The 12,294-nt window shown below is 32.3% G+C and carries 17 protein-coding genes and 1 pseudogene; 12 read left to right on the top strand and 6 right to left on the bottom strand.

Features of this window, described 5'->3' with window-relative positions; all coding sequences use genetic code 11:
- Positions 1–93 precede the first annotated feature (93 nt).
- The 3 genes from SYN6308_RS08670 to SYN6308_RS08680 form a co-directional block, all read right to left on the bottom strand.
- The gene (locus SYN6308_RS08670) at positions 94–273 is read right to left on the bottom strand and encodes a type II toxin-antitoxin system HicA family toxin (RefSeq protein ID WP_017294046.1); all 180 of its coding nucleotides are present in this window, start codon (positions 271–273) and stop codon (positions 94–96) included.
- Positions 273–461 carry a type II toxin-antitoxin system HicB family antitoxin gene (locus SYN6308_RS08675; RefSeq protein ID WP_017294047.1) on the bottom strand — a complete coding sequence of 63 codons (189 nt, stop codon included), beginning with the start codon at positions 459–461 and terminating at the stop codon, positions 273–275. The genes SYN6308_RS08670 and SYN6308_RS08675 overlap by 1 nt, the downstream gene beginning before the upstream one ends.
- A 73-nt stretch (positions 462–534) precedes the next feature.
- A complete protein-coding gene (locus SYN6308_RS08680; RefSeq protein ID WP_017294048.1) occupies positions 535–1,107 on the bottom strand; it encodes a cytochrome b in 573 nt (190 codons plus the stop codon).
- Between the two features lie 30 nt (positions 1,108–1,137).
- Here SYN6308_RS08680 and SYN6308_RS24865 point away from each other — a divergent pair, with 30 nt between their 5' ends.
- The 4 genes and pseudogenes from SYN6308_RS24865 to SYN6308_RS25990 all read left to right on the top strand — a co-directional run bounded on the left by SYN6308_RS24865 (position 1,138) and on the right by SYN6308_RS25990 (position 5,803).
- Complete coding sequence (locus SYN6308_RS24865; RefSeq protein ID WP_158412751.1) at positions 1,138–1,305, top strand: hypothetical protein; 168 nt, start codon at positions 1,138–1,140, stop codon at positions 1,303–1,305.
- A 286-nt stretch (positions 1,306–1,591) separates the two neighbouring features.
- Positions 1,592–2,917 carry a pentapeptide repeat-containing protein gene (locus tag SYN6308_RS22150; protein WP_017294050.1) on the top strand — a complete coding sequence of 442 codons (1,326 nt, stop codon included), beginning with the start codon at positions 1,592–1,594 and terminating at the stop codon, positions 2,915–2,917.
- Positions 2,918–2,956: 39 nt separating this feature from the next.
- Positions 2,957–4,582, top strand: coding sequence for an AAA family ATPase (locus SYN6308_RS08695; protein WP_017294051.1), 1,626 nt, complete (start codon positions 2,957–2,959; stop codon positions 4,580–4,582).
- Positions 4,583–4,636: 54 nt separating this feature from the next.
- A pseudogene (locus SYN6308_RS25990) lies at positions 4,637–5,803 on the top strand (ISKra4 family transposase).
- A 237-nt stretch (positions 5,804–6,040) separates the two neighbouring features.
- On the opposite strand, the gene SYN6308_RS08710 reads toward SYN6308_RS25990, so the two are convergent.
- Together SYN6308_RS08710 and SYN6308_RS08715 are read right to left on the bottom strand one after the other, a co-directional pair.
- Complete coding sequence (locus SYN6308_RS08710) at positions 6,041–6,529, bottom strand: DUF3368 domain-containing protein (protein ID WP_017294053.1); 489 nt, start codon at positions 6,527–6,529, stop codon at positions 6,041–6,043.
- Positions 6,522–6,773, bottom strand: a complete 252-nt coding sequence (locus SYN6308_RS08715; protein WP_017294054.1) for a UPF0175 family protein — start codon at positions 6,771–6,773, stop codon at positions 6,522–6,524. Before SYN6308_RS08715 ends, SYN6308_RS08710 begins: the two co-directional genes overlap by 8 nt.
- A gap of 133 nt (positions 6,774–6,906) precedes the next feature.
- On the opposite strand from SYN6308_RS08715, the gene SYN6308_RS08720 reads away from it, so the two are divergent.
- The 4 genes from SYN6308_RS08720 (at position 6,907) to SYN6308_RS08735 (ending at position 10,220) form a co-directional block, all read left to right on the top strand.
- A complete protein-coding gene (locus SYN6308_RS08720) occupies positions 6,907–7,854 on the top strand; it encodes a hypothetical protein (RefSeq protein WP_017294055.1) in 948 nt (315 codons plus the stop codon).
- A 161-nt stretch (positions 7,855–8,015) separates the two neighbouring features.
- Positions 8,016–8,390, top strand: coding sequence for a DUF1257 domain-containing protein (locus SYN6308_RS08725; protein ID WP_017294056.1), 375 nt, complete (start codon positions 8,016–8,018; stop codon positions 8,388–8,390).
- 78 nt (positions 8,391–8,468) lie between these two features.
- The gene (locus SYN6308_RS23330) at positions 8,469–9,974 is read left to right on the top strand and encodes a pentapeptide repeat-containing protein (protein ID WP_017294057.1); all 1,506 of its coding nucleotides are present in this window, start codon (positions 8,469–8,471) and stop codon (positions 9,972–9,974) included.
- A gap of 39 nt (positions 9,975–10,013) precedes the next feature.
- Entirely contained in the window at positions 10,014–10,220 is a 207-nt protein-coding gene (locus SYN6308_RS08735; protein ID WP_017294058.1) for a hypothetical protein, read from the top strand.
- Between the two features lie 16 nt (positions 10,221–10,236).
- Here SYN6308_RS08735 and SYN6308_RS08740 read toward each other — a convergent pair whose 3' ends face one another.
- Positions 10,237–10,449, bottom strand: coding sequence for a type II toxin-antitoxin system Phd/YefM family antitoxin (locus SYN6308_RS08740; RefSeq protein ID WP_017294059.1), 213 nt, complete (start codon positions 10,447–10,449; stop codon positions 10,237–10,239).
- Between the two features lie 186 nt (positions 10,450–10,635).
- On the opposite strand from SYN6308_RS08740, the gene SYN6308_RS08745 reads away from it, so the two are divergent.
- The 4 genes from SYN6308_RS08745 to SYN6308_RS08760 all read left to right on the top strand — a co-directional run bounded on the left by SYN6308_RS08745 (position 10,636) and on the right by SYN6308_RS08760 (position 12,276).
- Complete coding sequence (locus SYN6308_RS08745) at positions 10,636–10,854, top strand: DUF2997 domain-containing protein (protein WP_017294060.1); 219 nt, start codon at positions 10,636–10,638, stop codon at positions 10,852–10,854.
- 73 nt (positions 10,855–10,927) lie between these two features.
- Positions 10,928–11,518 carry a nucleotide exchange factor GrpE gene (locus SYN6308_RS08750; protein ID WP_017294061.1) on the top strand — a complete coding sequence of 197 codons (591 nt, stop codon included), beginning with the start codon at positions 10,928–10,930 and terminating at the stop codon, positions 11,516–11,518.
- An 81-nt stretch (positions 11,519–11,599) separates the two neighbouring features.
- A complete protein-coding gene (locus tag SYN6308_RS08755; protein WP_017294062.1) occupies positions 11,600–11,866 on the top strand; it encodes a hypothetical protein in 267 nt (88 codons plus the stop codon).
- Positions 11,863–12,276: a type II toxin-antitoxin system VapC family toxin gene (locus SYN6308_RS08760; RefSeq protein WP_017294063.1), complete on the top strand. Its 414-nt coding sequence runs from the start codon at positions 11,863–11,865 to the stop codon at positions 12,274–12,276. Before SYN6308_RS08755 ends, SYN6308_RS08760 begins: the two co-directional genes overlap by 4 nt.
- Positions 12,277–12,294 lie beyond the last annotated feature (18 nt).

Consider the following 12,294-nt stretch of genomic DNA (forward strand, 5'->3'; position numbering starts at 1 on the left):
AATAATAAGCTAAATAAGGTCAGTAGCTCGATCGAACCCTCCCCCATAATCCTAAAATCTCGATCACTAAAAGTGGCGCTGCGCGATCGAACTTTAATTGTCAGTCAAATCTTTAATTATTTTTTTGGCTAATCTTTCATTAATTTCTCTATGTCTTGGAATGGGCTGAGAAATTCCCGTATTAGGATTTTGAAAAATATCATGTTTTCCTCCATGACGAATCAAAATACACCCATGTTTTTCGATAATGCTGATTAAATCTTTTCGTTTCATTAAATTTCTAATAATGCCACTTTTTTAATACCCGGAATAAAGTTTTCAGAAAAATCCTTATACAAATCCTTAAGATGTTCTTCCAAATCTTCTAATGTTTCTCCTTGTGTCCAATGTTCTGGATATTCAGTTAGATAACCTAAATATTTACCATCATTTTCTTGCCAAAATGTATATTCTATTTTCATAGACTTTACCACAATTAATTTTTATGAATCATTATCATACAATTATATCAATCAGGAATGATTGATGAGAAATTTAAGCTAAGTTTCCCCTAAGTCTTAATTTTTTTTTGCTAATACGTCGCCAAAAGGCTTTGATTACTTTGAATTGATCTATGGAATGTAGAATAATGAAAGCTAAAAAAGTATAAGCTAACCAAAAATGAATACTTCTACTCAAATCAACTAAATCTTTATTTTCGGGGAACAAATCGGGGACAGTAATTCCAAAAAACCTCACATTATTACTTTTAAAAGAATTAGAGAAAAAAAAGCCACTTATGGGAATAACTAACATAAAAATATAAAGGGAAGTATGCAAAAGGAATTTTTGTATCCATTGAGGAGTATATTTAGGTAATTTTTTTGTGTATTTTTTCCACCAAACTTGTAATAAAGTTAATATTCTCCAAGTTAGTAATGCCATTGTTAAAATACCTATGGATTTATGGAAATCATAAAGAAGGTTACGCCCAAAAACTTCTCTGGGCAAACGAGACATAAAAAAACCACCAAGAAACAAAATGATGTAACAATAAAACATCCACCAATGAATTGACATTAAATTTTGATAGGCAGAATTTTTTCTGGACTTAGTAGTAGTGGGCATAATCTGAGCAATAAAACAATACTATTAATTATGGCAAATTTTTCATTATTACCTCAAAATAATAAGCTAAATAAAGTCAGTAGTTCGATCGAACCCTCCCCCATAATCCTAAAATCTCGATCACTAAAAGTGGCGCTGCTCGATCGAATGTATTGTATTCTGTCATTCCGAGCTTGTCGAGGAATCTCAACCCCTTGATTTTTGGTAAAAATGCCCAAGTCAATACTGTTCGGATAAGCCCCCCAGCCCCCAAATTTGGGGGAGTAGATTGGGTGAAAGTCCCCCAGAATTGGGGGATTTAGGGGGCAGACTCAAGAACTTGAAAGACTAACCGAACAGTATTGATGCCCAAGTACTATTTCTCTTAAATTGTGTTACTCTTGATATAGAAAAAATATTTTCACAACCACCTAAAACCATGTCAGAAATAAACAAACAGGCTGGAAAATACGATGCCGTTATCAGCACATAACCTCAAACCCCTATGTATGGTGCAGTCATGGGAGGAATTGATGGACTTAAAAACCGATTTGAGTCGGTGGAAGATGTCTCTCAAAAAGCAAGGATATTAGAAGAAGCCCTACAGTATGAAGAAGAAGGTAAAAAATTTATTATTGATGTTTTAAAAAGAGAAAATAAAGAAAATCTTATTGAAGAAATATTATTAAAAAATCACACTTATTCAGAATTTATCATCAACATAATTTTTGAACAACAACCTGCTACTATTTTAAAACTTGGTGGGATAAAAATTTGGAATAATTTTCGACGAGAAAAGAATCTTAAATTTATCCCTAATTTAAGGGATACTAATTTAAGTCATGCTAATTTAAGAAGTGCTAGTTTAAGTAATGCTAATTTAAGTAACGCTGATTTAAGTAATGCCCATTTAAGTAATGCCCATTTAAGAGATGCTCATTTAACTCGTGCTAATTTCAGTAATGCTGATTTAAGAGATGCTCATTTAACTCGTGCTAATTTAAGTGGTGCTAATTTAAGTGGTGCTAATTTAAGTAAGGCTATTTTAGAAAATGCTGATTTAAGAGGTGCTGATTTAAGAGGTGCTAATTTAAGTGGTGCTCGTTTAAACGGTGCTAATTTAGATGAAAAAACAAAAATAGATGAAAAATGGCAACAAGTCTGGGATATTCTTAATAATCCACAACAAAAAAGAGATCTAAGTAATGCTGATTTAAGAGGTGCTTGGTTATGGAATGCTAATTTAAGTGATGCTGATTTAAGTGGTGCTAATTTAAGCGGTGCTAATTTATGGGATGCAAATTTAAGTGGTGCTAATTTAAGCGGTGCTAATTTAAGTGGTGCTAGTTTATGGGGTGCTAATTTATGGAATGCTGATTTAGATCAAAATACGAAAATAGATAAAAAATGGCAACAAGTTTGGAATATTCTCAATAATCCAGAACAAAAAAGACATCTAAGTAATATTAATTTATGTGGTGCTTGGTTAACTGGTGCTTGGTTAATTGGTGCTGATTTAAGTGGTACTTGGTTAACTGATGCTAATTTAAGTGGTGCTAATTTAAGTGGTGTTGATTTAAGTGGTGCTGATTTAAAAGATGCTAATTTAAGTGGTGCTAATTTAAGTAATGCTAATTTAAGTGGTGCTTATTTAAGTCATGCTGGATTAATTGATGCTAATTTATGTGGTGCTAATTTAGAATCTGCAAATCTAAATTATGCTAAATTTCATGGTGCTTTAATTGATGCTAAAACAATTATCAATAACAAATATAAAAAACGAGTTCTTAAAGTTTGTATTTTTAAAGAGACAGAACAATCATCAAACTAGCAATATAATGGAATTTAAGAGATCAAATTAACATAAATTATGACTATGGTTGGTCAAAAAAAACAACCCGACAAACACGATGCCGTCATTACCAATAATCCCCATCAAAAATTAATCGAATCCCTTGACTTGAAATTAAGGGCAAGGTATCCCTTACTTTACATCGTGGCGGTGGAAGAAGAACCCGTCGAACAAATTTTAGTGCAAGTAGCGAATCAATCTCATCCTTCCAGAGAATTATTAATGTGGGATATTGTTAACGGTTGGGATGATGGCGGTAAAGATAAAAACTCCCTCATGGGTGCATTAATGCGCATCAGTCAAACCGATACTAATAAGCCTTGTATATTCGTAATCAGAGATATTAACTTTGTCCTCAAAAACCCTGAAACCGAACGTAACGCTCCCATCATTCGAGCTTTCAAAAACCTTGTCAAAGAATTAAAATATCGCCGTCAAACTATTATTATTACCGGACATACTGCCGTTGTACCCACTGATTTATCGGAAGAAATGACGGTGATTGATTTCCCCTTACCCGATACTAGGGAAATAGATTACTTAATTAAAGATTTGGTAGTACCAGAAAAACTCAACTTAACGGAATTAGGCAAAGAGCAACTTTTAAAAGCCTTTTTAGGATTAAGTCGTACCCGTATTCGCTTAGTTTTAGCCTCCGCCTTAGCAAGTAAGCAACAGGTAAACGAGAGCGATATTGCCTTAGTTTTAGAAGAAAAGAAACAAATTATAAGACAAACAGGAATCTTAGAATTTTATTCCTCCCATGAATCATTAAAAAATGTGGGGGGATTGGATAAACTCAAACAGTGGCTACAAATCAAGAAAAATACCTTTACAGAAAAAGCCCGTCAATACGGTATTCCTAACCCTAAAGGATTATTATTAGTAGGCATTCAAGGTACAGGTAAATCATTATCCGCTAAAACGATCGCCAATGAATGGCGTTTACCCCTGTTAAGGCTGGATGTCGGACAATTATTTGGAGGCATTGTGGGAGAGAGTGAAAGTAAAACCCGACAAATGATTCAACTAGCAGAAGCTATGTCGCCTTGTGTTTTGTGGATGGATGAAATTGATAAAGCCTTTGGCAATATTTCAGGGGGAAGCGATGGAGACTCAGGCACATCTCGCCGTGTGTTTGGTAGTTTGATTACTTGGATGCAGGAAAAAACTAGCCCTGTGTTTATCGTTGCCACCGCTAATAATGTGGAAATTTTACCTGCGGAATTATTAAGAAAAGGGCGTTTTGATGAAATTTTCTTCTTGAATTTACCTAACCATCGAGAAAGACAAGAGATTTTCAAGGTGCATTTACAAAAATTACGCCCCCATCGTCTCAGGGAATTTGAGTTATCGATGTTAGCGGATGCTAGTGAAAACTTTAGTGGTGCGGAAATTGAACAAAGCATCATTGATGGTATGAGTTTTGCATTTGCGGATGTCAGTCAGGGTAATAGTCGAGATTTTACCACTGATGATATATTAAGAGCCTGTGGTGATACAGTACCCTTAGCTAAGGTAGCGATGAGACAAATTGAGGAGTTAAAATTGTGGGCAGTTAAAACAGGAGCTAAAACCGCTTCCCAAGATTTAGAATTAGAGAGGGGGAGCAGGTCAAACTTGCAGAACAAAAAAACTACTTGACTAAGAAATATAGGTAGGTTACATTAAATTAATCATAATCCTTTTTTTTTGACAATGACACCAGAACAACAAGCAGAAATAAATTTATATCTTCAAGGTATTGCTCGTATTCTTTATCAAGAATGTGATCCCTCTCAACTAGATAATTTAGCAGTTATCGAAGAAACTGTTAGACAACAAACTCTTGAATATATTACCCCACAAATAGGATTTTTTTTATCCAAAAAATCACCGAAACTCAATCAGGACGACTCAGATACATCAGAAGTATTCTAGGTAAATTACCCATAACAGAAAAACAAGCTATCAGATTAAATTTAAACACAAATCAACGAATTAGTCCTTATTTAGAAAAATGTTGTGTCAGAGCTAGTGCCAATGTTTCTTATGAAAATGCGGCTCGGGATGTGGAATATTATACGGGGATGAAAATATCTGGGAGAACCCAACAACGAATTATACATCGTTATCAATTTCCAGAAATAGCTACGGAAGAACAAATCGAAGAAATTAGTCTCGATGGTGGCAAGGTAAGATTAAGAACAGAAGAAAAAGGAGAAAGTTGTGTTTGGCGCGACTATAAAGCGATTTGTGTTAATCAACAAGAAAGAAAAGCGTGGTTTGCACAAAATGAAGAATTAATCCATTGGGTGAATCAACAAAAACTATCAGAACCGTTAACCTGTTTGGGGGATGGACATTCTGGAATTTGGAACATCATTAAACAATTAAATCCAGATGGTGAAAAAAGGGAAATATACTCATCAAGGTTATAATCTGATGTTGCAAAATGTACAGTTGCCTTTTGCCTACTTGCCTTTTGCCTACCTTCACCAAACTCAAGTTATACCCTCGCCAAGTATACTTGATTGGTATCATTTGATGGAAAATTTAAACAAAGTTGGGGGGAGTAAAAAAAGATTAAAAGAAGCGGAAAATTTACTTTGGAGAGGAAAAGTAGATGAAACAATCACACTAATATCTGGGATGAAGAAAAAACAGGCAGAAAATTTCTGTAATTATCTCAAGACTCACCGACATCGTATCATCAATTACGGCTATTATCAGGAAGAACAAATTTGTTCCATTGGTTCTGGGGCAGTGGAGTCAACGGTAAAACAAATAGATCGGCGACTCAAAATTTCTGGTGCACAATGGAATAAAGAAAATGTCTCTCAAGTACTCAAACATAGATGTGCATATCTCAATAATTGTCTTTAAGCACTCAATAGTACTTTTGTTTCGCAGAACTGACCTGCTCCCTAGAGAGGGAGTTAGAAACTTATCGCCAACAAAAAGGGATTCGCACAAATCAATATCTCGATGTTGATCCTCCCCAGAGTTAAAATGTTAAAATCGAATTACTATCGAGTTTTTCTTAAACTGTCATTCCGAGCCTGTCGAGGAATCTGAAAACCCTTGATTTTTGGTACAAATGCCTAAGTCAAATCAGTTTTATTATTCTCCTGCTTGTTCAATGGCACAATCTATAAGACTTTGACTTAAATAAATATGAGATTTTTTCATGTTATCGATACAGTTACGGATAGAAATATTATATCCTTTCTGTTTAGCTTTCAGAAGTATGCCGATCGAACCCGTAAGAGAAAGTCCATTAAGTCTTGCTATTCTTCTGCCTATGGCTTCATCAATGCAAACTGTCGTAATTTTTTTATCTAAGGCGAGTTGAATTACGGAAGCCTCGCCCAAATCTAAGGAATTTAATAAAAAGGGTGAAATCTGGAGAGGTGACGATTGTTTTTGTAAGTAAGTATCATTATCAAATGCAGAAATAGCAAAACCAATTTTACCCCCTGCTAATATTTCTTGACAGACTTCATAGGGTACTAAGACTTGTTGATAAAGATAACTCAAAATTTCTAAATCTCCCAATGCAGAAACTAGAGCTATTATGGGAGAAGTATTGATAACAATAGTGTTAGGCATTGGCTAAATCTGATAATAATTCGTCTGAAGTTAAGTCAATCATTGGTACACCATAATCAGCTAGTTTGAGTAGAAATGTTACTCTATCAACTCCCAATAATATTCCCGCCATTCCTGATGAGATTCGTTTCATTTCAAATAGTTTTACTACCATTGCCCATTTTGCTTCTTGTTCAAATTCTTGAGGTGTTTGATTTAAAGCGTCGGGAAAAGTTGCGGGATATTCGATCGTTATTTGTGCCATCTGTCTTTAAATTTGATGTTTTTCACTCTATTTTACTCCTCATACTACCTATTTAAAATAATCTCAACCAAAAATGAAAGCAGAATTTACAACAAAAATTGTAATGAAATAGTTAAACACATTTTTTTAAAATATGAAAATTTTTGGCTACTTTAAATTGAAAAAAGAATTAAATCTTACTTCTGATTGCCTCAATAAAAAGTATGACTTTCAAATCAGTCAATATAAGGGAAATATATTAACACCCATTTTAATTGAAAACTTTAAAACTAACAAAAACTATTTACATACAAAATTACTACCTCCAAAAAACGAATTTGATATTTATGATAAAACGTTAGATTGGGGAACTCCATCTATCTGGCCAATAGGAGATAGTGGTGTTTCAACTCTAAAAATTGAACTTAATATTGATGATGACTTTTCCAACGACAAAAAGTTAAAGTTGCAACAAGAAATAAACAATTGGATAAATCGATTTCAAGAGAATTTATTCGCTTACGACTATAATATAGACTCACCTAATTTAACAGTCAATACATCGATAGCTTCAAATTTTAAGTTCTTTACATTTAATAATAATAAATGTTTTAATGAATACTTTGAAAATACTAATGTGTTAATTAACCTGCATCCATCAAATGCTTTGACAGAAAGTGAATTTAGAGATGTGATAAATGTAACTTCTTTAAATAAAAAATTAATACTTGAGTATCAATTGTTAAAAAATGCAAATACTGAATTAATAAATAACAATTATAGAAAATCAGTATTAGATAGTGCGACAGCCCTAGAAGTTTCTATAACAAATGCAATTAGAAGAGATTTAGAAGTTAATGAGGAAATATTACCTCATATTCTAAAGAAATATAATGGATTAAGACAAAAGCGAGAGCTTTTAAAATTAACGAATAATACTCTTCCATCACCATCACCATCATTAGATTACGAAAACGGAATTGAAAATTTAAGAAATAATGCTATTCATTCGGGAAAAATACCTACAGAGATAGAAGCGAGTAATGCTTATAGAATAGCAAAAGAAGCAATAAATAGTTTAACAATTAACAAGTATGAATAAAAATATATTGCAGTACAGACAATTAGCTTCTCATACGATTTATTGAAAATAACTTATCAATCAAGGCTAAAAACTAATTTGTTTGTACTTATTTTTTGAACACTGCCCCTCATGACACGAACCCTATGTTTCCACCTAGTAAATAAATTATTTATCGAATTATGTCACATTTTACTACTATCAAAGTTCAAATTAAAAACGGCGAGATTTTACATAAAACCTTACAAGAGTTGGGTTATACCGTTGAAACGAATACCAACGTCAGAGGCTATCAAGGCATAAAAACCAAAGCAGAATACGTTATTCGCCAAAACAACGGCTATGATTTAGGCTTCCGCCGTCAAGGAGATAATTATGAGTTAGTAGCGGACTTTTGGGGTGCTAAAATTGATCAAACTAAGTTTATTAATGACATTTCTCAGAAATATGCCCATTATACTTTAATGGAGGAGGTAGAAAAACAAGGTTTCAATATCGAGGAGGAGGAAACTTTAGAAGACGGCACTTTAAGGGTTGTTGTCGGTAGGTGGGTTTAACAGGATTTTATAAAATATTTTCGTTGAAAATCAAATTCTCATATAATTCTAATTAAAGAGAAGTAAAACACAAACCCCATGTCAGAAAATAAACAACCCAGCAAATACGATGCGGTTATCGGCACACAATCTCAATCCCCTATGTATGGTGCAGTCATGGGGGGAATTGATGGACTTAAAAACCGATTTAAGTCAGTGGAAGATGCCTCTCAAAAAGCAAGGATATTAGAAGAAGCCCTACAGTATGAAGAAGAAGGAAAACAATTTATTATTGATGTTTTTAAAAGTGAAAATAAAGAAAATCTTATTGAAGAAATATTATTAAAAAATCATACTTATTCAGAGCTTATTATCAACATAATTTTTGAACAACAACCTGCCACTATTTTAAAAGTTGGTGGGATAAAAATTTGGAATCACTTTCGAGCCAACAATATTAATTTTATCCCTAATTTAAGCAGTGCTGATTTAAGAGGTGCTGATTTAAGAGGTGCTAATTTAAGAGATGCTGATTTAAGACATACTAATTTAAGTGATGCTGATTTAAGGGGTGCTGATTTAAGAAATGCTAATTTAAGCATTATTCATTTAAGGGGTATTAATTTTAGCCGTGCTAAATTACACAATAAGGATTTAAGTGATATTGATCTATCTTTGGCTAGAGTAAGAAGTGCTGATCTAAGCAGTGCTAATTTAATAGGTGTTGATTTAAGGGGTGCTGATTTAAGCTGTGTTAATTTAAGAGATGCGGATTTAAGCTATGCTAATTTAAGAGATGCGGATTTAAGTGGTGTTGATTTATTTTTCGCCCGATTAAGAAAGACTGATTTAAGTAATGTTGATTTGAGAGGGGCGGATTTAAGCTGTTCTATGTTAACAGATGCAGATTTAAGCTATGCTAATTTAAGAAATACTGATTTAAGAGGTGCTTGTTTCAGTGGTGTTAATTTAAGTGGTGTTGATTTAAGTGGTGTTGATTTAAGTGGTCTTAATTTAAGTGATGTTAATTTAGATAAAAATACGAAAATAGATAAAAAATGGCAACTGGTTTGGAATATTCTCAATAATCCTCAACAGACAAAAGATTTAAAAGGGGCAGATTTAAGTGATGCAGATTTAGGTGATGCAGATTTAAGAAATGCAGATTTAAGAAATGCAGATTTAAGAAATGCTGATTTAGGTAATGCTGATTTAAGGGGTGCTGATTTAAGAGGTGTTAATTTAAGTGATGTTAAGTTATGTGTAGATACACGGATAGATGAAAAATGGCAACTGGTTTGGGATATTGTCAATAATCCTCAACAGACAAGAGATTTAAAAGGAGCAGATTTAAGTGGTGCTAATTTAAGTAATCTTAATTTAAACGGTGCTGATTTAACTGAGGTTGATTTAAGGGATGCTAATTTAAGTAATGCCGATTTAAGTTCTGCTAATTTATGTGGTGCTAATTTAGAATCAACAAATCTAAATTATGCTAAATTTCATGGTGCTTTAATTGATGCTAAAACAATTATCAATAACAAATATAAAAAACGAATTCTTAAAGTTTGTATTTTTAAAGATACAGAGCAATCATCAAACTAGCAATATAATGGAATTTAAGAGATAAAATTAAGATCAATTATGACCATATCAACAGATCAAACATACGAAACTTATCCCAAGCCTACCCTAGAAGAATTAGAAAATGCTGAATTAATTATAGCTGAAGCCTTGCAAGTACTTGAATTAGAGCCGAAAAAAACAGCTCAACAAATTTGGAGAGAATTTGAAGAAGTAAGGGAGAAAATTATCAGGCAATATAACAATATTAGATGCGATCGAACATAACCTTTATACTGAACTACTAAGAAAAAATTGGTTCGTCAAAATCGTCACTAATAGCAATAATATCTTTATCACTGCCAAATAATGGAGGACGTTTTTTAACTTGTTTTATTGAGCTTAATTTAACAATAGGTTGATGATTCTTCGTAATAATAATATCTTTCCCTTTAGCGACTATTTCCAGTAATTGGTTAATGTGCAATACGGCTTGATCTATTTCAATAGTTTCCATTTTTTTCTATTATATTATAGGACTTACATATTTGTACTAAAAATCAAGATTTAGGAGATTGCTGATATGCCTCGCAATGACAGAATATCAACAGTATTGTTTTAGATATATTCATCATAGCTAACTTTTTCTAACACGACAAGGAGGTATAATTAAGAGTGTCTAAAAGTAAAAACAAAATGATTTATGGCAGAATATCAACGGATAGAGTATCAAATCGGCAAAGATGGTAAAATCACAGAAAGGGTAATTGATGCCAGTGGTAATAGTTGTTTGCAACCCACCCAAGCATTAGAGGAGGCATTAGGAGAAATCGAATCAAGGGAATTACTCCCCGAATATTACGAAGGAGAAGAAATCTTAACTACCGATAATATTCAACGATCGAACTCTGTTAATAATTAGTTTTTATCTGCTAATATTAAAGTATTAATTGTCAAAAATTTTCATAGTCTTCTAAGGGTAAATATAACAAATAATGGATTTTTCTGATATTTTAACAGGCATTGTTTTTTGGTTAATAATTAGTATATTTTTCTTAATAACTTTTGGTTCGTCATCTGGGAAAAATGAGAATAAATTTAACCTTGCAAAAAAATCTCCATCTCATACTTTAAAAGAGAATAATTTTAATGATTTAAACAATAATGATAACAGAGAAGAAATAATTAGTTTGCAAAAACAATGTCAACGATTACGAGAAGAATTAGAAGCTCAATCGAACCTGTTAAAAAGTGATTTTCGGAGTGAGGTTTTTGAACAATTACAGACTTTATTAACTAACTATCCTACTGCCCGTGAAATGGCAAAAATCAAACCAGATTTACCCGCAAAAAATTTAATCTCTTTATTTACATCCCTAGAAAACTTGTTGGAAAATTGGGGTTATGAAACCATCGGTAAACCTTGGGAGGAAGTTAATTATAATCCTCAAATTCATCAAGCCGATAGTGATGATATTGAAGTGGGAGAATCGGTTTATATTCGTTTTGTAGGTTATCGTGACGGCGATAATATTCTTTATCCTGCCAAAGTAAGTCTCAATCTTCCCCCCAATTTACAAGGTTAATTTACTTTTATTTAATGATGAATAAATTAGCGAATTAGCGACAAATTACTATTAAAATAATTTAGGTAGAGGTTATAGAAAATGGAAGCAACAAAACTCAAAGGAATTGTTAATCAGAAAGGACAATTAATTATAGAAGAAAGTATTAATCTTAGTCCGGGAGAAGTGGAAATTGTTATCTTAAAAATAGATAATTTAAACAACACAAAAATTAGCATTAAATCTCCACCTATTAAACATCGTAGTCAAACTTTTAAAGACTTATTAGAAAATCAATCTCCCACAGATGAGAATTTTAATGTTGATGGTAAAAAATGGGATTATTTAAAAGATAAACATAATTTATGAAAGTTCTGATTGATACCAATATTGTTTTAGATTTAGCCTTAATTAGATTGCCTTTTTATGAAGAAGCAGACGAAATCTTTTATTTAATTGAACAAGGAAAAATAGAAGGTTTTATTAGTGCTACTACCTTAACTGATATTTATTATATCCTTCGTAAACAAAAAGGAAAAGAGTGGACATTTCAATTTTTAAAACGATTAACTAATCTTTGTAAAATTAATCCTATCAACGAAATTATTATTATTGAAGCACTAAATAATAGCTATAAAGATTTTGAAGATGATATTCAATATTATTCTGCTATTATTAATAATCTGGATGTAATTGTTACTCGAAATATTAAAGATTTTCCTAACAATAATTTACCTATTTTAACACCCTCTCAATTAATTATTATTAATAATTCTTAATTCCTCATTCCTCATCAT

This window comes from Geminocystis herdmanii PCC 6308, from assembly GCF_000332235.1.
In the GTDB taxonomy this organism is placed as follows: Bacteria; Cyanobacteriota; Cyanobacteriia; order Cyanobacteriales; family Cyanobacteriaceae; genus Geminocystis; species Geminocystis herdmanii.